Below are 23,532 nucleotides of genomic sequence, written 5' to 3'. Positions count from 1 at the left end.
GTGTGCCTGCAGAATCCGGCACTGCGAGGGGGACTATCCTGAATGAGGATCTGACCTGCGCTTGCCGGAGATGAGAGAAGCCGTTCTGTAATTTTACAATTTACAGAATTTACCAGTCATTAACCTAAGCAAAGCTTTGCGCAGCCGCAAACGGAAACAGAGGTTGTTGAATGGTTCAATACGGGCAATCAGCATAGGACGGACAAAACATGAGTCGTTATCTGGTGATCGCGCATCGGTATAGCAGAGCGAACAGAATTTAAGACCGAAGCTAAAACGAACAAAAAACAGTGCGGATGCTGAGAGACCATTTCAGGCAAACCGCTGAGTAACAAGCATCTGCAAAAGATGCTCCGGTATGATCGCAGGATCAGCTGGCCTAAAAAACTGAACATGATTGTGAGGCGACAATGATTGCAAAGAATGAGGCGAAACTGGACGTGATGAACGAAGCCGGTCAGCCAGTCCCGCCAATCAGTCAGAGCCTGCATGGGCAGTTTGATATGGCGCCGGATTTTATGAGTGAGAAAGAGAATATGACTTTGACAACCGCTTCTCCTGATGAGGCCTTTGAACGACTGCTGAGCAAGCTGAAAGCGCGCGTCGGCAGTGAAATATTCTCTTCATGGTTCGGCCGTCTGAAGCTTGATGAAGTCTCCAAGAGTGTTGTGCGTTTTTCCGTTCCGACCGCCTTTTTGCGCTCCTGGATCAACAACCATTACGCAGAAATGCTGACCCTGCTCTGGCAGGAAGAAAATCCGCAGATCATGAAGGTGGAGGTTGTTGTTCGCGGTATGAGCCGTGCAGCCCGTCCTGTTGCACCTGTTGCCGATGTTGTGCCGGAAATCCCGCAGCTCGCTGCGCCGCAGCGTGAAAAGCCGGTCTTCCCGGTTGGTCAGAGCTTCTCCGCCGAGAAACGCACCAGTCAGGTTGAAGTGGCCGCTCAGAGTGCTGCTGCCGGTTCTGTGCTGGGTTCGCCGCTTGATCCGCGCTATACCTTCGACAGTTTTGTTGATGGTGCATCCAATCGCGTGGCCCTGGCCGCAGCGCGCACCATTGCTGAAGCCGGCTCCAGTGCTGTGCGTTTCAACCCGCTCTTCATTCACGCATCCGTTGGTCTTGGCAAAACGCACCTTTTGCAGGCCATTGCTGCCAGCGCTTTGCAGCGTCAGGACAAGCCGCGCGTTGTCTATCTGACCGCAGAATATTTCATGTGGCGTTTTGCAACCGCAATCCGTGACAATAATGCGCTGTCTTTCAAAGAGCAGCTGCGCGATATCGACCTGCTGATCATTGATGACATGCAGTTCCTGCAGGGTAAGTCGATCCAGCATGAGTTCTGCCATCTGATCAATACATTGCTTGATAGCGCCAAGCAGGTGGTTGTGGCCGCTGACCGCGCGCCATCGGAATTGGAATCGCTGGATGTACGTGTGCGTTCCCGCCTACAGGGTGGTGTGGCGCTGGAAATGGCGGCACCGGATTACGAAATGCGCGTGGAAATGCTCAAGCGTCGTCTGAGCGCCGCACAGGCCGAAGAACGCAGCATTGATATTCCTGATGATATTCTCGCTCATGTGGCACGCACTGTTACCGGCTCCGGCCGTGAACTAGAAGGTGCTTTCAACCAGCTCCTGTTCCGTCAGTCCTTCGAACCGAATCTGTCGATCGACCGTGTTGACGAACTGCTTGGTCACCTGACCCGTGCCGGTGAGCCAAAGCGTATCCGCATTGAAGAAATTCAGCGCATTGTTGCCCGTCATTACAATGTTTCGAAGCAGGATCTGCTGTCGAACCGCCGTACCCGCACCATCGTTAAGCCACGTCAGGTGGCGATGTATCTGGCGAAAATGCTGACCCCTCGCTCTCTGCCGGAAATCGGTCGTCGCTTCGGCGGACGTGATCACACCACAGTTCTGCATGCTGTGCGCAAGATCGAAGATCTGGTCGGTGCCGATACCAAACTAGCGCAGGAACTCGAGCTTCTGAAGCGTCTGATCAACGAGCAATCCGCATAATCTGTTACAGAAACCCATGATTCTGTATCGCGGCTTTGGCCGCGATACGGGCTCTCATGTAAAAAAGAGTGCAAAGGGTGGGGAGAGCGACCTTTTATGTCAATGAAATCGCTGATTAGCGATTCTCCGGACTTGCAATGCGCCCTTAAATTCTGGCAATTTAACCGTCCATGAGGCGCCTGTCGCGCCGTGATCTCCGGTCAGCTGGACTGTGCCGGACAGTTGTTAGCGAGTTCTGACCATCATGCGCGTAACTATTGAACGTTCGAATCTCCTGAAATCCCTCAATCATGTGCATCGCGTGGTTGAGCGCCGGAATACAATTCCGATTCTCTCCAACGTCTTATTGCAGGGCGAAGACGGTGTGCTGAAGCTCAAGGCCACGGACCTTGATCTGGAAGTGACCGAATCGACCGATGCCGCTATTGATGTGGCCGGTGCCACAACGGTTCCTGCCCATCTGCTTTATGATATCGTCCGCAAGTTGCCGGACGGCGCTGAAGTGATGCTGGCCAATAATGAAGACGGCACAGCCATGTCGGTTGTCTCCGGCCGCTCATCCTTCCGTCTGCAATGCCTGCCGCAATCCGATTTCCCTGAACTGACAGCAGGCAGCTTCACCCATACATTCCGTATGGATGCGAGCGCGCTGAAGCGTCTGATCGACCGCACTAATTTTGCGATCTCGACGGAAGAAACCCGTTATTATCTCAATGGTATTCACCTCTATGCCGGTGAAGATGATGGCCGCCTGGAACTGCGTGCTGTTGCCACCGACGGTCACCGTCTGGCACGAGCTGCAATGGAGGCACCAAGCGGTGCCGAAGGCATGCCTGCAATCATCATTCCGCGCAAAACTGTTGCGGAATTGCAGAAGCTGGTTGATGCGCCGGATATGCAGGTAACGATTGAAGTGTCGGATGTAAAAATCCGTTTCACAGTCGGCACTGTTGTTCTGACATCAAAACTGATCGACGGCACATTCCCTGAATATAAGCGCGTGATTCCGGCCGGTAATGATCGCAAGCTGGTGATTGACCGCCAGAGCTTTGCCGCTTCCGTTGACCGCGTATCGACCATTTCCAATGAAAAAGGCCGTGCGGTTAAACTCAGCATTTCCGATGGTCTGCTGACACTGACTGTGAACAATCCTGATTCCGGTTCTGCGACGGATGAAGTACCGGCAGGCTATGACAGCGAACCGATGGAAATCGGCTTTAACTCGAAATATCTGCTCGATATCACATCGCAGCTTTCCGGTAAGGAAGCCGTGTTCATGCTGGCCGATGCCGGTTCACCAATGCTGGTGCGCGATGAGGGCGATGAACATCTGGTCTATGTTCTGATGCCGATGCGTGTATAAGTGCACGGGTGAGCACAGATTATAACATGAATGCACCAATGACAGGTCGCAGCGAACGGGTCAGTTTCCGTCGTCTGCGGCTTGCGCATTTTCGTAACTATGACAGCCTGTCCTTGCCGTTGAGCGGCGGCCATGTGGTGCTGACCGGCGAAAATGGCGCAGGTAAAACGAATCTTCTGGAAGCAGTATCTTTTCTGTCACCGGGGCGGGGCATGCGCCGTGCATCTTACGCGGATGTCAGCCGCAGCGGTGCGCCTGACGGTTTTGCTATTCATGCACTGCTGGAATCGGCAAGTTATGGCGAGGCTGAAATCGGTACCGGTCTGGCCGGAACCAATGGTGAAGCAGGGCGCAAAGTCCGTATCAACGGCGCGCCTGCCAGCGCTGATCAGTTGCTCGATTATTCCCGTATCATCTGGCTCATTCCTGCGATGGACGGCTTATTTACCGGATCGGCCGGTGACCGCCGCCGTTTTCTTGACCGGATGGTGCTGGCCATTGATGTCAGCCATGGCAAGCGTGTGCTGGATTATGAAAAAGCCATGCGCAGCCGCAACCGGCTGATCTCGGATTATAATAGTGACGCGCAATGGCTTGATGCCATTGAGGCGCAGATGGCCGAGCTTGGTACAGCCATTGCAGCAGCACGTGCCGAATTGATCAGCCTGATTGCCACGATGATCGAGCAGACACCGGATGACAGCCCGTTCCCGAAAGTGGACTGCTTTCTGGAAGGCGAGCTGGAAGGCCGTATTCGTCTGGAAGCGGCGCTGGATCTGGAAGAGAATTTCCGCCGTACTCTCCGTGATATGCGCGGCCGTGACCGCGCGGCAGGGCGCACGCTGGACGGGCCGCACCGCACCGATATGGTTGTGCATCATCGCCCCAAGGGCATGCCTGCATCTTTGTGCTCGACCGGTGAGCAGAAAGCACTGCTGATTGGCTTGGTGCTTGCCCATGCGAGGCTGACGGCCAATCTTGCCAATATGACACCGGTGCTGCTGCTGGATGAAATTGCCGCGCATCTCGACGAAGGCAGACGTGCCGCCTTGTTCGATATTATTGATGATCTGGGTGCTCAGGCTTTTATGACCGGAACGGATCGCGCTCTGTTTCGCGACCTCAAAGGCGAAGCGCAATTTTTCAATGTCAGTGCTGCCAACCTGTCACCTTATGATATTTGAACCGGCAGGGTTTCTGCGCTAAACTTTGTCTATGAGCACACAGGCTGAACCCTTTAGCGGATTAGAAATCGAGCGTTATGCGCGCCATATTATTCTGCCGGAAATCGGCGGGGCAGGGCAGCAGAAGCTTAAAAATGCGCGCGTTCTGGTGATCGGTGCGGGCGGGCTCGGCAGCCCGGCATTGCTCTATCTGGCGGCAGCCGGTGTCGGCCATCTCGGTATTGTCGATGATGATATGGTTACGCTGTCCAATCTGCAGCGCCAGATCGTGCACCACACTGACAGTATCGGTGAGAATAAAACTGACAGTGCTGCCGCGACCATGCAGCGTATCAACCCGCATATTGAAGTGCACTGCCACACATTACGGCTCACGCCAGAGAATGTGACGGAGCTGTTTTCAGCCTATGATATTATCGTCGATGGTTCGGATAATTTTGCCACTCGCTATCTGGTGGCGGATCATGCGGCATTGCTGGAAAAAGCCTTGGTCACCGCAGCGATGGGACGGTTTGACGGTTCGCTGACGGTGCTGAAACCCTATGAACGGGATATGCAAGGCAATCTCTATCCGCATTACCGTGATTTGTTTCCTGAGCCGCCGCCGGACGGATTGATACCCTCCTGTGCAGAAGCGGGGGTGATCGGCGCCTTACCGGCGATTCTCGGCTCAATGCAGGCCATGGAAGTGATCAAGCTGATTACCGGCATCGGAGAGCCTCTGCTGGGCCGTTTGCTGCTCTATGATGCGCTGGCGGCGCGTTTTGAAACCATGCGCTATAAACGACGGGCAAAGGCGGCTGAAACAGATGAGTGAACAGAACCGGTCTTTTCAGGTTTTTACCATTACACCTGACTATGACGGGTTCGATACTCTGTTGCTGCTGATACAAGATGCCTTTGCCACGTTGGATCGCGTGATTGATCCGCCAAGTTCGGCCGGACGGCTGACAACTGAAATTCTACACTATAAGGCTTTTAAAGAGACAGCCTATGGCGTGCTCTGTGATGGTGAACTGGCCGGATGCGTGTTTCTGGCGGATAAAGGTGACCATCTGTATTTAGGCAAGCTGGCGGTCGGTAAAAAATTTCGCGGGCTCGGGCTGGCACATCTTTTGGTCGAACAGGCAGAGAAACTGGCACGGCAGCGTGCAATGTCGCATATCGACCTGCAAGTCCGCATTGAACTGAAGGATAATCAGCGCCTGTTCACAAGACTGGGATTCGAAGTGGTCGGAGAAACCATGCATCCGGGTTTTGATCGTGTGACATCGCTGACAATGCGGAAAACTCTGGTCTAGAGCGGTTCCATTTACAGATGAAGTATTGGAACCGCTCTATCTCTTTGTTTTACGCGTATCTTGTCCGAAAAACGCTTAACACTTTTCGGAATACGCTTATCATATTCGGGAGGAACCTATGGTGCTGGCACTGAGCGCAGAGGAGCGTGCCATTATCAACGGGCGGGATGGCGCTGGCGCTGCAATGGCCATGCGCATTGTTGCCAGAACTGCCGAATTGATGGGTGCACCGAGGCTGATCCCGATCGCTTCCGCACATATTGACGGTGCGCTTTATCATGGCGACAGCGGTACTTATTTTGCAGAGAAGCTGGTTGAAGGGCAGGCTAAGGTGCGCGTGCGCGCGACGCTGAATGTCGGTTCGCTGGATCTGACCGGCTGCTCCGGTAACCGTTTGCCACCGCATGAGGCGGCAATGGCGAAGCGGATGATGCAGGCCTATATCAAACTTGGTTGTGAACCATCATGGACCTGCGCACCCTATCAGGCAGGGCACCGCCCGCAAACCGGTACCGATGTGGCATGGGGCGAATCGAATGCCGTGGTGTTTTGCAACTCGGTTCTGGGTGCCCGTACGAATCGCTATGGCGATTATCTCGATATTGCCTGTGCTATTGCCGGTCGCGCACCGGACTACGGATTGCACCGGCCGGAGAATCGTCGTGCCACAGTTGTGGTTAATCTGAGCGCTCTTGATTCTGCACTTTTGAGTCAGGCTGTGGCCTGGCCGGTGTTGGGCAATCTTTACGGACGCCTGATTGGTGATTCTATTGGCGTGGTGACAGGCGTTGCACCGGAGATGTTATCCGAAGATGATCTGAAAGCCTTTGGTGCGGCCTCTGCCTCATCCGGTGCTGTCGGTCTTTTTCATTTTGCGGGGCGCACGCCGGAGGCACCGGATGCCGAATCGGCATTGCAGGGGCATGAACCGCTGGAATGTATCCGTGTGACACCACAAATGGTGCGGGAAGCACGCAAAGCTTTGTCCACGATTGAGGCGGACAGAATCGATGCAGTGGCAATTGGCAGTCCGCATTTATCGCTCTTTGAATTTGACCTGCTTGAGGCCACAATTTCAGACCGGCGATTAACGGTGCCGCTTTATGCCTGTACGGGACGGCATGTGCTGCGTGAGCTGGACAAGAATCAGCGCCGGCAAAGACTGGAACAGGCAGGCGTGATTGTCGTGGCTGATACCTGCGTGGTCGTTACGCCGATTCTGCCGGAAAAGGACAATGCGGTACTGATGACCAATTCCGGTAAATTTGCCCATTATGCGCCGGGCAATACCGGCTATGGCGTTGTCTACGGATCTTTGCAGGAATGTGTTGAAAGCGCTGTCACCGGCCGTGTCCGGTTCACTGAGGAGGCATGGTGATGGAGGCGCTTTTACAAGACAGATTTCAGGCTAAAATACTGGTCGCAGGTGCGCCGGTGGAAGCGCCCGCTTTTGCGCTGACAGCACCAATCAGCTTCTGGGGCGGCGTTGATCCGCAAACCGGCCTGATCGCCAATGTGCGCCATCCGCAATATGGCCAATCCGTCTCCGGAAAAGCACTGTGCCTGCCTGCAACCGTCGGGTCTTCATCGGCGGCTGCTGTGCTTCTGGAACTGGTACACAGCAACCGTGCACCGGCAGCGATTCTTCTGCATGAGCCGGATGCGATTCTGTTGCTGGGTCTGATTGTTGCGGAAGAAATGGGATTGAAAATCCCGCCTGCCTATCAGCTCGATCGCGAAACCTATGCGCTGTTAGATCAGCGACAACTCCATATCAGTGAGCAGGGAACAGTCCGTATTCTATAAGAAGAGAGCCGGAAATTCCGGCTCTCTTCATTTTTCAATATTGTTTCTCGCGGTCAACCAGATTGGTCAATATACCGTCACGCTCATAATCGGTAATCATTTTCACGATTTCCGGTGTCAGCGCATTGGCCGAGGAACTGGCCGCAGCATGCGGTGTGATGGTGATCTTCGGATTACCCCAGAGCGGGCTCGCTTCCGGCAAAGGTTCGGTTTCAAACACATCCAGAGAAGCAGCAGAGAGCAGACCGCGTTCAAGCGCTGCCTGAATATCCGCTTCATTCTGCAAACCGCCACGCCCTGCATTGATCAGGATCGGCGCGCCGAGCGGGCCGTCCTCTTTCATCCGTCCGAAGACTGACATCGACAGAATACCTTTGGTATCCGGTGTCAGCGGCAGCAGGCAGACGAGAATATCGACCTGTTTGAGGAAGTCGCTCAACCCGTCTTTCCCGTGATAGGTGGTCACACCGGCAACATCCTGCGGGCGGCGGCTCCAGCCGCTGACATTGAAACCAAGATGTTTCAGCTTATCGGCAGCATCACGTCCCAAAACGCCTAAGCCCATAATCCCGACATTGACTTCATTGGCCGCAGGCTGACGGCGGTCTTCACGCCAGATTTTCTTGAGCTGCTGCGCACGATATTGCGGTCCGAGACGATGGTGATCTAGAACCTGCCAGACCACATATTCGGTCATGCGCATCGTCAGGTCAGGCGAAACGGTACGCACGATAGGCAGGTTTGGCACCTGATCATCGTGGAACACATGATCCACACCGGCACCGAGCGAGAAGATAACTTTCAGGTTCGGCAAATTGGCAAGTGAGCCGCGCTTTTGCTTCCAGACCAGAGCATAATCAATGGAGGCTTCTTCACCGGCTTTGACCTCGGTGACAATCTCACGATCCGGTGCATATTTGGCAAAAGCCTGCATCCAGATTTCCGGATCCCAGCCGGTGGCTGCGAAATAGATTTTACCGGTGTTTTTTGTTGCTGCACTCATTGATTTACCACTCCCTTTTCAGCCGTTTCCAAGCGGAAGGCTGCTGCCATCAATGCGCGGGTGTAATCGGTTTTCGGCGCCTCAAAGATTTCCTCCGCCGGACCATATTCCACCGCTTTGCCATTGCGCATTACAAGTACATGATTGGCAAGGGCTTTCACCACACGCAAGTCGTGACTGATGAAAAGATAGCTTAAATTGTGCTTTTTCTGTAAGTTTCGCAGCAATTCGACGACCTGTGCCTGCACGCTCATATCGAGAGCAGAGGTCGGTTCATCCAGCATTACAAAACGCGGATTGAGCACCATGGCACGGGCGATGGCGATACGCTGGCGCTGACCGCCGGAAAATTCGTGCGGATAGCGGAAGCGGCTTTCCGGATCGAGATTAACTTCATGCAGGGCTGCCACGACTTTATCATCGCGCTCGTCTGGTGTGAGTTTAGGTTCATGCACCTGCAGACCCTCGGCGATAATTTCCGCCACCGACATGCGCGGGCTAAGCGAGCCGAACGGATCCTGAAAGACGATCTGCATTTCACGGCGCAACGGGCGCATATCCTTAAAGGAAAACTGATCAATATTGCGCTCGCCAAAGCGGATTTCGCCTTTGGAGGAAATCATGCGCGACAGCGCTAAACCTAGAGTGGTCTTGCCGGAGCCGGATTCACCGACGACACCGAGTGTCTGTCCCGCACGGAGCTCTACATTGATGCCGTCAACCGCTTTCACATAATCAACGGTTTTGCGCATAAAGCCTTTTTTGATCGGGAACCAGACTTTGATGTCCTCGCCGCTCATCACCAGCGGTGCATTTTCTTCTGCTGGCAGAGGGGCACCTTTAGGTTCCGCACTCAGCAAATGCTTGGTATATTCGTGCTGCGGATTTGTGAAAATCTCTTCCGTTTTGCCGCTTTCCACGATTTTGCCGTGATGCATGACGCAAACACGGTCGGCGATTTTGCGCACCACGCCCAGATCATGGGTGATGAACAGCATCGACATATCCTGTGAGCGTTTCAGCTCGGCCAGCAGCTGCAAAATCTGTGCCTGCACGGTCACATCAAGCGCTGTGGTCGGTTCATCGGCAATCAGCAGCTTCGGTTTATTGGCCAGAGCCATAGCGATCATTACGCGCTGACGCTGACCGCCGGAGAGCTGATGCGGATAGGATTGCAGACGCTTTTCCGGCTCGCGGATACCGACCTCATGAAGCAGTTCCAATGTCCGCGCGCGCGCCTGTTTTTCGCCCATGCCCTGATGCAGCCGCAGGATTTCACCGATCTGACGCTCAACCACATGCAACGGGTTGAGCGAGGTCATCGGTTCCTGAAAAATCATGGCAATGTCATTGCCACGAACACCACGCAGTTTGTTTTCCGGTGTGGTCAGCATATCCTCGTTTTCAAAGAGGATCTGACCGGACGGATGACTGGCGGAAGGATAAGGCAGCAGTTTGAGCACCGACAAAGCGGAGATGGATTTGCCCGAGCCGGATTCACCGACCAGTGCTACGGTTTCGCCTTTGTGGATGTCGAAGGAGATATGATCGACAGCAACTCTGTCCTGACCGTCCTGATGAAAGGCAATCGACAGATCGCGAACGCTGAGCAGCACATCGGCTTTTTCATGTTGGGTCATTTAAAAGCCTTTCGCGGATCAAAGGCATCACGCACTGCTTCACCGACAAAGATCAGCAGCGACAGCATCAGCGAGATAACGATAAAACCGGTTATGCCAAGCCATGGTGCCTGAAGATTATTCTTACCCTGTGCCAGCATTTCACCAAGCGATGCGGAGCCCGGCGGCAGGCCGAAGCCAAGGAAGTCGAGCGAAGTCAGTGTGGTGATCGAACCGTTGAGAATGAACGGCAGAAAGGTCAGGGTTGCGACCATCGCATTGGGCAGCAAGTGGCGCCACATGATGGTGCGGTTATTGACGCCCAGCGAGCGTGCTGCATTCACATATTCAAAGTTACGGGCGCGCAGGAATTCAGCACGGACAACGCCGACAAAGGCAACCCATGAGAACAGCAGCATGATGAACAGCAGCACCCAGAAGCCAGGTGGCAGAATAGCGGCAATAATCAGCAGCAGATAGAGTACCGGTATCGATGACCAAATTTCGATAAAGCGCTGGAAAATCAGATCAACCCAGCCGCCGAAATAGCCCTGTACTGCACCGGCAGTTACACCGATGACACCGGAAAAGGCGGTGAGGATAAGACCGAACAATACGGAAATACGGAAACCATAGAGCGCTCGGGCAAAGACATCGCGCGCCTGATCATCCGTGCCGAGCCAGTTCATATTGCCGATGGTGCAATTGGGATCATTCACACCTTCCGCATAGCGGGCGCAGCGCTGCTCTTTCGACATCAGCCAGAAAGGTTTGGACGGCGCAGCTTCCGGAATTTCATTGTTCACCGTGCGATAGGAATAGCGAACCGGCGGCCAGATTGCCCAGCCGTTTTGGTTGATTTCATCCTGAATGACTGGGTCGCGATAATCAGTAACGGCATAGAAACCGCCGAATTTCTCTTCCGGATAATCAATCAGTACCGGCATCAGAATTTCGCCCTTGTAGGAAACCAGAATTGGTTTGTCATTGGCGATAAATTCGGCAAAGAGCGAGCCGATAAACAGGAACATAAACAGCCATAAAGACCACCAGCCGCGGCGGTTGGCCTTGAAATTACGCCAGCGCCGCTGATTGAGCGGTGACAGAAACGGACGTTTCACCCGTACAGGAGAGGTTGCTGTGACATCGCTCATCACACATCCCTCCGGTCAAAATCAATGCGCGGATCAATCCATGTATAAGTGAGGTCGGAGAGCAGGCTGACCAGCAGGCCGATCAGCGAGAAGATAAACAAATTGGCAAAAACCACCGGATAATCGCGGTTAAGCACCGACTGATAGCCAAGCAGTCCAAGACCGTCGAGCGAGAAAATGGTCTCGATCAGCAGCGAGCCGGTGAAGAAGGCGGTAATAAAGGCACCGGGGAAACCGGCAATCACGATCAGCATCGCATTACGGAACACGTGGCCGTACAACACCTGCCGCTCTGTCAGGCCTTTGGCGCGTGCCGTGGTGACATATTGTTTGCGGATCTCTTCGAGGAATGAGTTTTTGGTGAGCAGGGTGGTGGTCGCAAAAGCAGACAGCACCAGCGCCAGCACCGGCAGCGCCATATGCCAGATATAATCGGTGATCTTGCCCCACAGGCTCATTTGGTCAAAGTCCGGCGAAGTCAGGCCGCGTAGCGGGAACCAGTCAAAGAACGAGCCGCCGGCAAACAAAACGATCAGCATGATGGCGAAGAGGAAGCTCGGAATCGCATAACCGACAATGATGACCGCGCTGGTCCAGACGTCAAAGCGCGAGCCGTCACGTACAGCTTTGGTAATACCGAGCGGAATAGAAATCATATAGGAAATCAGGGTGAGCCACAGGCCGAGTGAAATCGAAACCGGCAGCTTTTCTTTAATCAGATCAATAACGTCGATATCGCGGAAATAGGAATGCCCGAAATCAAAACGGGCATAGTTCCACAGCATCAGGCCGAAGCGTTCCAGCGGTGGTTTGTCAAAACCGAATTGCTTTTCTAGGCTGGCGATAAATTCAGGATCAAGCCCCTGTGCACCGCGATATTTTGAGGAGCCGCCGCTATCCATTGATATGCTGCCTGCATCAGCGCCGCCACCTGAGAGCCTGTCCATGGCATCGCCGCCCTGTCCCTGCAATTGCGCAATAACGCGCTCGACAGGGCCGCCGGGAGCAAACTGGATGACGGCAAAGGAAATGGCCATGATTCCGAAAATTGTCGGAATCATCAGCAGCAGGCGTCGGAGAATATAAGCGCCCATCAGTTGTATAATCCTGTTTGTTTTTTATTGTCTTTTGACAGTTTAGTGCAAAGTGCTGAATTATGTTTTACCAAGCTGTGCGGCTTTCTCGTGATCATACCACCAGTAAAATTCCGGATAACCGCCATAAGGCGCTGCTTCCGTCATTCCGAATTTGTCCCAATAGGCAATCAATTTGCCGCCTGCAGACCAGCAGGGAATCCAGTCACGCCGATAGCGAAGCAACCGGTCAAGCACGCGGATGGTTGCAGTCATATTTTCGCGACTGTCAGCCTGTGCCACATCATCCAGCAATGCGTCAATTAAAGGGCTGCTGGTGCCGGTATAATTCTGCGAGCCCGGCAGGCTGACACTTTCAGAACCATACATCACCGCCAAAGTGGCTCTGTCCGGTGTGGAGGATGAACTGGAAGCAAAACCGATCATGTCATAGTCAAAATCCAGCTGGCGCTTCTGATAGGTCGCGGCCTCAGCCATACGTACTTCCGCATTAATCCCGATTGCCTGAAGATTTTTAATCATCGGGTTATAGACGCGGTTAAAACCGTCAGAATTGTTGAGAATCTCCAGCGTGAAAATCTGCCCGTTTTTATCAACGAGCCATTTGCCCTGACGTTGATAACCGGCTTCTTTCATCAACTCGGCAGCACGGCGCAATTGCTCGCGGTTGCGGCCGTTGCCGTCTGTGACCGGCATCGTGACAGGATCATCAAGCAGCGCTGTACGGGTGGCATCATCCATCAAACCGGCATGGCGCGTAATAATGGCCTGTTCCTCAGGGGATGCTTTGCCTTGTGCCTCAAAGGCAGAGTTGCTGAAATTGGATTGTTGCCGCTGATACAGATCGCTGAACAGGTTGCGGTTGCTCCATTCGAAATCAAAGCACAGTCCGATCGCTTCCCGCACCCGCGGATCACGAAACCGCTCGCGGCGCTGGTTAAGCGCCCAGCTTTGCATCGAAGGAATTTTCCATGCAGGAAAACGGTTGCGTATAACTTTGCCACTTTGCACCGCGCTGAAATCGTAATCATTGGCCCATGATTTTGAAACGCTTTCCGCACGCCAGTCCAGAATGCCTTTTTTGAAAGCCTCAAAAGCCGGTTGTCTGTCACGGAAAAACTCAATGCGGATACGGTCGAAATTATTGGAGCCGATATTCACATTGAGGTCTTTGCCCCAATAATCTTCATGACGCTGATATTCGATATATTGTCCTGCTGACATTGCGCCGACTTTATAAGCGCCGGAACTGAGCGGAACAGTCAGGCTGTTTCCGTCAAAACTATGCTGCGTATAAAAGGCTTTGGAGAGGACAGGCAGTAACACCATGCTGGTGATCAGACGGCGGTTCTGTCCGGCATCTTCTCCTTTGAGGGTCAGGCGCAGATGATAATCATCTTCCGCAACTGCACTCTCCATTTTGGCGAGCAGCAAGCGCAGAGCAGGGTGCCCTTTTTCTTTCAGCAGATCATAGCTGAAAGCCGCGTCATGCGCTGTCACCGGCGTATTGTTGTGAAAACGGGCTTGTTCACGCAGCTTAAAACGATAGCTCTTGCCATCGTCACTGACGGTCACATTCTCAGCCAGCAAACCATAGACCGCATCCGGTTCGTCCAGCGAGCGGGTCATCAGACTGTCAAAGCAGGATTCCATCCGTGGCGGCGCATCACCCAGCGCTGAAAAAGTGTTGAGCGTGTTGAAGGTGTCGGGTGCCTGATTGAGTGTCCATTCATTCACAGCAAACCGGAATATTCCGCCTTTTGGTGCCTGCGGATTGATATAATCAAAATGGTTGAAACCAGCAGGATATTTCAGGTCGTCAAATACGGCTAGTCCGTGAACCGCGGTATTCGCACCGTTTTGCGCTCTGGCACGAAAAGGCAGAGCAGAGCTGAATGCTGCTGCTCCGCTGAATACCATCAGCTGGCGTCTGTTTATCAGACTTTTGTTACCCTCTGCCATAATACACCTCCTGCCTCGTGGTTAATATCCGATTGGGTATCAGGCTCAAAAAATGTGAGTCAAAATACAAGACCAAACCAGCGTGAGCCATTTTATGGTTTTGGTTTTACCCACCAGGAGAAAGGATCAATCCCTGCATAATCCGGCTGCTTATCGGGAAGGCCAAATTTGTTCCAATAAGCGACATTGATGGTGTCAGAATACCATTGCGGCACAGTGTAATAGTTCCACAGCAGCACGCGGTCGAGTGCACGGGTTGCGGCCACCAGTTCATCATAATCTTTGGCATAAACAACATAGTCGATCAGCTTGTCGATTGCCGGATTTTTGATGCCGGCATAGTTTTTACTACCTTTCAGATCCGCAGACTGAGTGCTCCACATTTCCCGTTGTTCATTGCCGGGAGACTGACTTTGCGCGACAATCGAGCTGATGGCATCATAATCGAAGTCACTGACCCGTGCCTGATATTGCGCATCATCAACCACTCTTAAGGATGCATTGATACCTATACGGCGCAGATTGTTGATGAACGGGCTGACGACACGTTCGTCGCTCGGGTTGTTGGTCAGGAACTCAATAGTAAAAACCTCACCTTTGTCATTGGTGAGTTTACCGTCTTTTACTGTCCATCCGGCTTGCGCAAGCAGATCAAGAGCATGGCGTATATTGGTACGCGTAGCCTGCGGGGTATCAAAGACCGGCAGTTTATACGGCTTGGTGAAAACAGCTTCCGGAATTTCACCGCGCACGGTTTCAAGAATTTTCAGTTCGGATTCTGATGGCAAACCGGAAGAGGCCAGATCAATACCGGCAAAATAGCTTTCAATCCGCTTATACTGGTTGAAGAACAGCATGCGGTTCATGCTTTCAAAATCAAACACCCAGTTGAGCGCTTCACGAACCCGTACATCCTGAAATTTGGTTTTGCGGGTATTCAGGAATGTGCCTTGCATACGCCCCGCTGCATGCATCGGGAAGCTGGCTTTGATCACATCACCACGCTCAAAGGCCGGAAAATTATATTGCTCTTTCCAGCGCTGAGCGATGTTTTCAACGCGGAAGTCATAGGTGCCGCCCTTTTTAAAGGCTTCCCACGTGGCATCATTATTGAGGAAATATTCGTATTTCACCTGATCAAAATTATTGCGGCCGACCTGTGTTGGCTGGTCTTTGCCCCAATAATCATCCGCGCGCTGCCATGTGATTGACCTACCCGGATTAACGGCACCGATTTTATACGCGCCGGAGCCAAGCGGAATTTCAAGGGTCGGGCGGCTGATATCGCGTTGCTTGCCGTTTTTATCTTTGCCTTCCCACCAATGTTTTGGCAGCACGACAAGATCGCCCATAATGCTTGGCAATTCGCGGTTGCCAGCTTTGTCAAAAGTAAAGGTAACTTCGTTGTCGCCGGTTTTTTCGGCTTTGACGACATCTGCATAGTAGCGGTTATAGAGCGGTGATTGCTTTTTCAGTGTTTCAAACGACCAGATCACATCTTCAACGCTGATCGGCGTTTTGTCGTGCCATGCGGCTTTGGGATTAAGGCGGAATTTAACCCAGGAAAAATCTTCCGGATATTGCATCGCTTCGGCAATCAGCCCGTAGGAAGTCGAGCTCTGATCCATCGACTGATCCATCAGCGTGTCATAGAGCATACCGCCGCCGAAATTGGCGAGACCGGCAGCCGCAACGCCCTGAACCACATATGGGTTCAGGCTGTCAAAAGTACCGACAGTGACCTGATTGAGCGTGCCGCCTTTAGGAGCATCGGGATTGACATAGTCATAGTGCTTAAAGCCTGCGGGATATTTCGGCTCACCGGTCAGGCTGTTGGCATGGCGCCATTGCAGACCATTTTCTGGTGCTTTTTCCTGAGCGGAAGCCAAACTGCCATACAGGCTCAAACCTGCGACAAGCATAACCCGCAATGCTGTTTTCATTCCGCCACCCGATAATTTGCTCACAAGAATAAGTGACCACTTTAATGATCCCTGTGTTAATTAAAAGGGAAAGCAGGCAGAAGCAGAGCAAAAATCGGGCTTGCGGAATTAAATCTTTGTAATGATCAGGCTTTCTTGACGAATTCGGTCTTCAGGACCAGACCTTTGACCTGTTTGGTGTTGCACTCAACTTCACCATCACGACCGTTCAGGCGGATATTTTTGACCAGTGTACCGCGCTTGATGGTTTCGGAAGTGCCTTTGACCTTGAGGTCTTTGATCAGGGTGACGGAGTCGCCGTCCTGCAACTGAGCGCCGTTGCTGTCGCGTACAATTACTTCATCAGACATGAATATAGTTCCTTCTAAAAATAAAAGCCGGGCTTTGAGCCCGGCTTAGCGATCAGAAACTGATCGTTGATGTTAATTCGCAGGCTGCGTTGCCGGAGCTTCCGGTGTTGCAGGTGCCGGAGATGCAGGTGCTTCCGGTGCAGATGGTGTTTCTTTTGCCGGTTCCTGAGTTGCAGGCGCTTCGGCTGGCTTTTCTTCCGCAGGCTTTGCTTCTTCAGCCGGTTTTGTCTCTTCAGCAGGTGCTGCAGATTCCGGTGAAGGCAGTGGTGCAGGATTGTCAGACAGTGAGCGCAGATAAGCGATCAGATCAGCGCGTTCATTATCCTTTTTGTCGCCGGCAAAGCCCATGGCTGTACCTTTGATGTAGCCTTTAGGAGATGTCAGGAACTTGTTGAGATGTTCATAATCCCAGACTTCCTTACCGCCCTGTGAGAATTCTTTCATCGCTGCGGAATAACTGAAACCTTCAACTGTCGCCATCGGACGGTTCACAACATCCCAGAGGTGCGGACCGACTTTATTGGCGCCGCCTTTTTCCCCTGTATGGCAGGCAGCACAGCGTTTAAACACGGTTGCACCGCGTGCAGGATCAGCCGATGCCAGCAATGTTGCGATAGGTACAGCAGCAGGTGCCTCTTTGCCGGCAGCCGGTGCGCCACCCTCAGAAGCTACAATGGCATAACCTTCAGTTTCAGGATGCGGCGTCGAAAAAATCGCATCGGAAGAAATACCAATGGTCATGGCAATAAAAACGGTGGCCAGAAAGGCCATGATATATTTATTGGACTGAGACGAATTCATATGGCCGCTAGCGCTCCTGTTCCCCCAACGCCTTTAGCTTGGCGGTGATATTTAGTCTGTCTTAGGGGAGGGTAGCCCTCCATTTTACTGACCTTTGCCGGAAACTAGGTCTTTTGCTTGACGCTGGCAACACCTATAAGAACAGCTACACCCGTGACTTTTTGACACTTTCGGATGAAACCTTATGTCTAAGCCGTTTAAATCACTGATCCTGATTCCTGCCCGTATGGCCTCAACGCGCCTGCCCGGCAAACCGCTGGCAGACATTGCCGGCAAGCCGATGATTGTTCATGTCGCGGAGCGTGCCGTTGCCTCCGGTCTGGGGCGCGTGGTGGTTGCAACCGACAGCACCGAGATTAAAGAGGCTGTCGAAGCGCATGGCCTTGAAGCTGTGATGACACGCGGGGATCATGAATCCGGCTCTGACAGAATTTATGAAGCACTACAACTCATTGATCCCAATAAAGAATTCGATGCGGTTATCAATGTGCAGGGCGATCTGCCGACCATCGATCCGGCATTGATCAAGACGGCTCTACAGCCGCTCATCGAAGGGCCTGCGGATATCGCGACCCTTGGTGTTGAGATCAGTGATATCCAAGAAAAGACCAATCCGAATGTAGTGAAGATTGTCGGTTCGCCTCTGGCTGAATCCAATAAGCTGCGCGCGCTCTATTTCACCCGCGCCACAGCACCTTATGGTGACGGGCCGCTTTATCACCATATCGGCCTTTACGCTTATCGCCGTGAAGCGCTGGAGAAATTCGTCGCACTCGGCCAGTCTGTGTTAGAAATCCGCGAAAAACTGGAACAGTTACGGGCGCTGGAAGCGGGTATGCGAATCGATGTGGAAGTGGTTCAATCCTTCCCGCTCGGTGTGGATACACCGGAGGATCTGGAGAAAGCACGGCAGGTTTTGTCGCGCTGATCTGTAAAACAACGGAAAAGCATTTCTAAACTTAAGTCAAAGGCACCAAAAATGGCAGCGAAGACCAATAAAATAGCGTTTCAGGGTGAACCGGGAGCAAATTCCGACACGGCCTGCCGCAATATGTTTCCGACAATGGAGCCGCTGCCATGTGCAACTTTTGAAGACGCGTTTAATGCCGTTGAAAATGGTGAAGCCGATCTGGCAATGATTCCGATTGAAAATACGCTGGCCGGTCGCGTCGCGGATATTCATCATCTTTTGCCGGAATCGCGCCTGCACATTATCGGCGAATATTTCCTGCCGATCCATTTTCAGTTGATGGTGCTTCCAGGCACCAAAAAGGAAGATATTAAGAGCGTTCACAGCCATATTCATGCGCTGGGACAATGCCGAAAAATTATTCGCGGCAATGGCTGGAAACCGGTTATTGCCGGTGATACGGCAGGCGCTGCCCGTCAGGTGGCTGATCTGGGTGATAAGAGCAAAGCGGCCTTAGCACCATTGCTGGCTGCGGAGCTTTATGGTCTTGAGATTTTGCAGAACAATGTCGAAGACGCGGAAAACAATATTACGCGTTTCGTTGTGCTGTCGAAGCAGGAACAATGGGCACCGCGCAAGTCACCGGATGAATTGATGGTGACGACTTTTGTGTTCCGCGTGCGCAACGTTCCGGCAGCGCTTTACAAAGCGATGGGCGGTTTTGCCACCAATGGCATTAACATGACCAAGCTGGAAAGCTACCAGATTGGCGGAACTTTCATGGCAACGCAGTTTTACGCGGATATTGAAGGTCATCCGGATGATCGTTCCGTGCAGCTAGCACTGGAAGAACTGGCTTTCTTCACCAAGGAAGTGCGCATTGTCGGTGTTTATCCGGGCAGTGAGAACCGCAAGCAACTGCTTGCAGCTGAGTAAGAGTGAGCAGCTGCTGAAATTGATTATAAGAAGCGCCGGAGTGATCCGGCGCTTTTTTATGAGTTTTCTACCCAATGGCGTATCAGCGCGCTGGCGATTGCACCGGCTGGCGGGGTACGTAGGCCTTGCTGATGGATATTCTCCAGCATGACCTTCGCTTCCTCACGGGTAAACCAGCCACCGTCTTCCAGCTCGTCATGGTCAAGGTTCAGCTCACCGGACAGGCTCTGAGCGAAACAACCGATCATCAGGGAATAGGGAAACGGCCATGGCTGGCTGGCATGGTAGGTTACCTGCCCGACAGGCAGCCCTGACTCTTCGCGCACTTCACGCCGGACTGCATTCTCTATCGTTTCTCCCGGCTCGACAAACCCGGCAAGGCAGGAATAAGTCAGTGGGGCAAAATGCGGACTGCGTGCCAGCAGACAGCGTTCTCCGGACGGCGACTGGTACGTGACGAGCATGATCACCACCGGATCAGTACGTGGAAAATGCTCGGCATGACAGGATGTGCAAATCCGTTTGAAACCACCAATACGCATTTCGGTTTCATGGCCGCAACGCCCGCAAAAGCGATGGGTTCTATGCCATGCAAGAAGGGCTGCGGCTTGTGCAACCATGCCGCTATCTGCGGGGCTTAGCAGATTATGCGTATAAAGCGCGCGATATTCGGAGGCTTCCAGTGTTGGAGGAAGTGCCTCGGGATCAAGGCCGGTATCCAGCGCAAGATAGGCAGTGCCTTCTGCTTCCCCTAACAAAATCAGATGATTTTTGCTGTTCTTATCCGTATCAATTTGCAGATGACGGATTTCCGCATGACTGAATAAAGCACTATGTTCCGATATGTCTTGTTTGAGCAGGATTTTACCGCGTGCAAACAGCAAAAATTGCGCATCAGGATTGGCCAATGCACTCGGCAGACTGGTTTCATCACGTTTTTCAGCCTGCGGATCAAGTGTCTTACCGGCAAAGCCAAGGCCATGATTCTTGTCAGCCATTGCTGCAAATTCAAAATTATGGGGCATCACATGTAAACTCAGGCAGAAAGACGGGCGCGTAATGCATTGATGAGTTGATGCGCTTCTTCTTCAGTATAGGGCTCACGCGTGCCATGTCCCCAGACAGGGCCCGGCCATGCCGCATCGCCGCTGTTGCGCGCAATAATATGGATGTGTAATTGACGAACAATATTACCGAGTGCACCGCTGTTGATCTTCTCACAGGCAGTTGCCTCTTTCATCGCTTCGGCAACCATAGAGGTTTCAAAGCTGAGCATGGTCTGATCGAGCGGGGTCAGTTCGTGAATTTCTGACATATCTGCGCGCTGCGGTACAAGAATCAACCACGGCCAGCGCTTGTCATTCATCAAAAGCAGCTGGCACAGGCCAAGCGGACCGATAGGAAATGTGTCGTTTTGTAAACGTTGGTCGAGGGTAAAGTCCGGCATGATGCGGTGCCTTTTTGAAAAATATTGTTCTTGTCCGGCAGCTTTTGAAGCTGGTTTTGACTAGTCTGGAACTATTCAAACATAAAATGCGTGAAAATAATCTCTATTTTTTTATCTCAGCTTATTTGAGCCTTGCATTTTGTGTTCAAATTTCCGATATGGAGCGCGGGAGGTTGGTGGTGGACGGACCACTCGCCAACCGGGTCAGGTCCGGAAGGAAGCAGCCCTAACGAGCTCGGCACGGGTCATCGTGCCAGCCTCCCACCTTTTTTCTCCCCTGAAATCCAGATTGTTGTGCACGGAAAAGCTAAGTTTTCCGAGAGGCCGCTTTCTGTTTTCAATCGGCTGACGATCTGTGCTACAGCAGTGAAGCTTAAAGACGGGATCTGAAGGAGCGCGCGAAATCCATGGATAATAAACCGGCAGATAATGCTTATCGCGTTCTCGCCCGTAAATACCGCCCGCAGAATTTTGATGATCTTTATGGTCAGGAGCCGATGGTGCGCACCCTGACCAATGCTTTTGAAGCAGGACGCATTGCGCAGGCATGGATGCTGACCGGTGTGCGCGGGGTGGGTAAGACCACAACGGCGCGTATTCTGGCGCGCGGCCTGAATTATAAAACCGATACGATTGATCAGCCGAGTGTGCATCTCACCGAATTGGGGGAGCACTGTCAGGCGATTATGGAAGGCCGCCATGTCGATGTGATCGAGATGGATGCGGCCTCGCATACCGGTATTGATGATATCCGTGAAATTATTGAGCAGGTGCGCTACCGTCCGGTTTCTGCCCGTTACAAAGTCTATATCATCGATGAGGTGCATATGCTTTCCAATCAGGCTTTCAACGGCCTGTTGAAGACATTGGAAGAGCCGCCGCCACATGTGAAGTTTATTTTCGCGACCACAGAAATCCGCAAAGTGCCGATTACTGTTCTGTCGCGCTGTCAGCGTTTTGATCTGCGCCGCATTGAATCCGGCACATTGACCAGCCTGTTGCGCAAGATCACCGGCCTTGAAAATGTGCAGGCTGACGACACAGCACTGGCGATGATTGCCCGTGCCGGTGAAGGCTCTGCGCGCGACAGCCTGTCGATCCTTGATCAGGCGATTGCCCATGGCAACGGCACAGTCGATAGCCAGACAGTGCGTGAAATGCTCGGCCTTGCCGACCGTGCGCGTATTATCGACCTGTTTGAAATGCTGATGCGCGGTGACGTGGCGGGTGTGCTGAAAGAATTCCGCGCGCAATATGATGTGGGTGCTGATCCTTCCGTTGTGCTGAGCGATCTGGCGGATTTCAACCATCTGGTCACGCGTCTGCGTTTCACACCGGAAGTGGCGCAGGATATGTCGCTGTCGGAAGATGAGCGCGTGCGTGGCGCTGAATTTGCCAAAACATTGTCGATCCGCGCTCTGTCGCGCTGCTGGCAGATGTTGCTCAAAGGTATTCATGAGGTGGAGACCTCATCCCGTCCGGTGCAGGCTGCAGAAATGCTGCTGATCCGCTTGGCACATTCTGCCGATCTGCCGACACTGGATGAGGCGCTGAAAGCCATTGCCAATGGACATATTGGCGGAAATTCTGCGCCGTCTGCTCCGCAAGGCGGCGGCGGTGGTAATGGCTCCGGTGGCGGGAATACATCCTATGCAGCCGCTGATGCGGTTTCCGGTCAGATGGTACAGCGCCAGAATAATGGCGGTGCTGCCCTTCGGTTAGCTGAACCTGCTGCACAGCAGATGATGCAGCCGCAAGCCGTTGTCCAGCCGAAAACAGAACCTGCTCCGCAGGCTGTACGTATCCGTGATCTGAATGACATCGTCAATCTGGCCGGCAATAAACGCGACCTGCAGTTCAAGGTTCTGGTCAAGAATTTCGTACGGCTGGTTTCCATTGGCCAGAACCGTATGGAAATTGCGCTGACCGAACATGCGCCGAAAACACTGGCCACGGATATGGCACAGCGTCTGCTCGACTGGACGGGTGAACGCTGGATGGTTTCCGTTGCCCGTGACGGCGGTGGCCAGACCGTAGCTGAAGTTGAAACCGCACGACGCGAGGAACTGGTAACAGATGCCCGCGCTGATCCGGATGTCGCCGCGATCCTTGCAAAATTTCCGGGTGCTAAAATCATCGACGTGCGTATCACCACGCCGGACGATGATGCGGATATGGAAATGCAAATGCCTGATCCGGGTGTGGATAGCGGCGATTTGGATGATGACGATTAATTTTAGCTGAGGTTGAAACGACCGAGGCTGTGAACCATTTATTGAAAAAGAGTAATTCGAGGAGTTCTGCCACATGCGTGACATGATGGGGATGCTGAGCAAAGCAAAAGAAATGCAGGCCAAAATGCAGGCTATGCAGGAAGAAATCGCGCAGATGGAAGTCAGCGCTACTTCCGGTGGTGGTCTGGTCAGCCTGACACTGCTCGGCAAAGGCACATTAACAAGTCTGAAAATTGATCCGTCGCTGCTCAAAGAAGGCGAAGGCGAAATTCTGGAAGACCTGATTATCGCTGCGCATAATGATGCAAAAGCCAAGCTGGAAGCGATGATGGCTGAAAAGACACAGGCGCTGACCGCTGGTCTGCCAATCCCTCCGGGCATGAAACTGCCGTTCTAAGGTGACGGAT

The 23,532-nt window shown here is 52.8% G+C and carries 21 protein-coding genes and 1 other RNA gene; 12 read left to right on the top strand and 10 right to left on the bottom strand.

Features of this window, described 5'->3' with window-relative positions; translation table 11 throughout:
• The first annotated feature begins 536 nt into the window (after window positions 1–536).
• The 7 genes from dnaA (at window position 537) to DFR47_RS07040 (ending at window position 7,672) form a co-directional block, all read left to right on the top strand.
• Window positions 537–2,018: a chromosomal replication initiator protein DnaA gene (dnaA, locus tag DFR47_RS07070; protein ID WP_113943974.1), complete on the top strand. Its 1,482-nt coding sequence runs from the start codon at window positions 537–539 to the stop codon at window positions 2,016–2,018.
• 244 nt (window positions 2,019–2,262) lie between these two features.
• A complete protein-coding gene (dnaN, locus tag DFR47_RS07065) occupies window positions 2,263–3,381 on the top strand; it encodes a DNA polymerase III subunit beta (RefSeq protein ID WP_113943668.1) in 1,119 nt (372 codons plus the stop codon).
• Window positions 3,382–3,419: 38 nt separating this feature from the next.
• Window positions 3,420–4,565: a DNA replication/repair protein RecF gene (gene recF, locus DFR47_RS07060; RefSeq protein ID WP_245416474.1), complete on the top strand. Its 1,146-nt coding sequence runs from the start codon at window positions 3,420–3,422 to the stop codon at window positions 4,563–4,565.
• A gap of 31 nt (window positions 4,566–4,596) precedes the next feature.
• Window positions 4,597–5,382, top strand: a complete 786-nt coding sequence (locus DFR47_RS07055) for a molybdopterin-synthase adenylyltransferase MoeB (protein WP_113943666.1) — start codon at window positions 4,597–4,599, stop codon at window positions 5,380–5,382.
• The gene (locus tag DFR47_RS07050) at window positions 5,375–5,866 is read left to right on the top strand and encodes a GNAT family N-acetyltransferase (protein ID WP_113943665.1); all 492 of its coding nucleotides are present in this window, start codon (window positions 5,375–5,377) and stop codon (window positions 5,864–5,866) included. Before DFR47_RS07055 ends, DFR47_RS07050 begins: the two co-directional genes overlap by 8 nt.
• A gap of 118 nt (window positions 5,867–5,984) precedes the next feature.
• Window positions 5,985–7,244: an aconitase X gene (locus DFR47_RS07045; RefSeq protein WP_113943664.1), complete on the top strand. Its 1,260-nt coding sequence runs from the start codon at window positions 5,985–5,987 to the stop codon at window positions 7,242–7,244.
• Window positions 7,244–7,672 carry an aconitase X swivel domain-containing protein gene (locus DFR47_RS07040; RefSeq protein WP_113943663.1) on the top strand — a complete coding sequence of 143 codons (429 nt, stop codon included), beginning with the start codon at window positions 7,244–7,246 and terminating at the stop codon, window positions 7,670–7,672. Before DFR47_RS07045 ends, DFR47_RS07040 begins: the two co-directional genes overlap by 1 nt.
• A 34-nt stretch (window positions 7,673–7,706) precedes the next feature.
• Here the strand turns inward: DFR47_RS07040 and DFR47_RS07035 are convergent, their stop codons facing one another.
• From DFR47_RS07035 to DFR47_RS07000, 8 genes are all read right to left on the bottom strand, one after another.
• Complete coding sequence (locus DFR47_RS07035) at window positions 7,707–8,675, bottom strand: 2-hydroxyacid dehydrogenase (RefSeq protein WP_113943662.1); 969 nt, start codon at window positions 8,673–8,675, stop codon at window positions 7,707–7,709.
• A complete protein-coding gene (locus tag DFR47_RS07030) occupies window positions 8,672–10,315 on the bottom strand; it encodes an ABC transporter ATP-binding protein (protein WP_113943661.1) in 1,644 nt (547 codons plus the stop codon). Before DFR47_RS07030 ends, DFR47_RS07035 begins: the two co-directional genes overlap by 4 nt.
• Window positions 10,312–11,448, bottom strand: coding sequence for an ABC transporter permease (locus tag DFR47_RS07025; RefSeq protein WP_113943660.1), 1,137 nt, complete (start codon window positions 11,446–11,448; stop codon window positions 10,312–10,314). The genes DFR47_RS07030 and DFR47_RS07025 overlap by 4 nt, the downstream gene beginning before the upstream one ends.
• Complete coding sequence (locus DFR47_RS07020) at window positions 11,448–12,542, bottom strand: microcin C ABC transporter permease YejB (protein ID WP_113943659.1); 1,095 nt, start codon at window positions 12,540–12,542, stop codon at window positions 11,448–11,450. Before DFR47_RS07020 ends, DFR47_RS07025 begins: the two co-directional genes overlap by 1 nt.
• A 60-nt stretch (window positions 12,543–12,602) precedes the next feature.
• Window positions 12,603–14,504 carry an extracellular solute-binding protein gene (locus DFR47_RS07015; protein ID WP_113943658.1) on the bottom strand — a complete coding sequence of 634 codons (1,902 nt, stop codon included), beginning with the start codon at window positions 14,502–14,504 and terminating at the stop codon, window positions 12,603–12,605.
• A 92-nt stretch (window positions 14,505–14,596) separates the two neighbouring features.
• On the bottom strand, window positions 14,597–16,447 hold the full coding sequence (locus DFR47_RS07010; RefSeq protein ID WP_113943657.1) for an extracellular solute-binding protein: 1,851 nt from the start codon (window positions 16,445–16,447) through the stop codon (window positions 14,597–14,599).
• Window positions 16,448–16,572: 125 nt separating this feature from the next.
• Entirely contained in the window at window positions 16,573–16,797 is a 225-nt protein-coding gene (locus tag DFR47_RS07005; RefSeq protein ID WP_113943656.1) for an alkylphosphonate utilization protein, read from the bottom strand.
• A gap of 72 nt (window positions 16,798–16,869) precedes the next feature.
• Complete coding sequence (locus DFR47_RS07000; RefSeq protein ID WP_113943655.1) at window positions 16,870–17,598, bottom strand: c-type cytochrome; 729 nt, start codon at window positions 17,596–17,598, stop codon at window positions 16,870–16,872.
• Between the two features lie 184 nt (window positions 17,599–17,782).
• Here DFR47_RS07000 and DFR47_RS06995 point away from each other — a divergent pair, with 184 nt between their 5' ends.
• A complete protein-coding gene (locus DFR47_RS06995; protein WP_113943654.1) occupies window positions 17,783–18,526 on the top strand; it encodes a 3-deoxy-manno-octulosonate cytidylyltransferase in 744 nt (247 codons plus the stop codon).
• 51 nt (window positions 18,527–18,577) lie between these two features.
• Entirely contained in the window at window positions 18,578–19,444 is an 867-nt protein-coding gene (locus DFR47_RS06990; RefSeq protein ID WP_113943653.1) for a prephenate dehydratase, read from the top strand.
• 56 nt (window positions 19,445–19,500) lie between these two features.
• Here DFR47_RS06990 and nudC read toward each other — a convergent pair whose 3' ends face one another.
• Complete coding sequence (gene nudC / locus DFR47_RS06985; protein ID WP_113943652.1) at window positions 19,501–20,469, bottom strand: NAD(+) diphosphatase; 969 nt, start codon at window positions 20,467–20,469, stop codon at window positions 19,501–19,503.
• Window positions 20,470–20,480: 11 nt separating this feature from the next.
• Entirely contained in the window at window positions 20,481–20,891 is a 411-nt protein-coding gene (locus tag DFR47_RS06980) for an HIT domain-containing protein (RefSeq protein ID WP_113943651.1), read from the bottom strand.
• A 168-nt stretch (window positions 20,892–21,059) separates the two neighbouring features.
• Here DFR47_RS06980 and ffs point away from each other — a divergent pair.
• The 3 genes from ffs (at window position 21,060) to DFR47_RS06965 (ending at window position 23,522) form a co-directional block, all read left to right on the top strand.
• An RNA gene (gene ffs, locus DFR47_RS06975) (signal recognition particle sRNA small type) lies at window positions 21,060–21,156 on the top strand.
• A gap of 121 nt (window positions 21,157–21,277) precedes the next feature.
• The gene (locus tag DFR47_RS06970; protein WP_281011582.1) at window positions 21,278–23,125 is read left to right on the top strand and encodes a DNA polymerase III subunit gamma/tau; all 1,848 of its coding nucleotides are present in this window, start codon (window positions 21,278–21,280) and stop codon (window positions 23,123–23,125) included.
• Window positions 23,126–23,198: 73 nt separating this feature from the next.
• A complete protein-coding gene (locus DFR47_RS06965) occupies window positions 23,199–23,522 on the top strand; it encodes a YbaB/EbfC family nucleoid-associated protein (protein ID WP_022711615.1) in 324 nt (107 codons plus the stop codon).
• The last annotated feature ends 10 nt before the right edge of the window (window positions 23,523–23,532 follow it).

It is taken from the genome of Pseudochrobactrum asaccharolyticum (genome assembly GCF_003314995.1).
Lineage (GTDB): Bacteria > Pseudomonadota > Alphaproteobacteria > Rhizobiales > Rhizobiaceae > Pseudochrobactrum > Pseudochrobactrum asaccharolyticum.
Note: the sequence above shows the minus strand (reverse complement) of the source record. Positions and strands in the feature narration are given on the sequence as shown.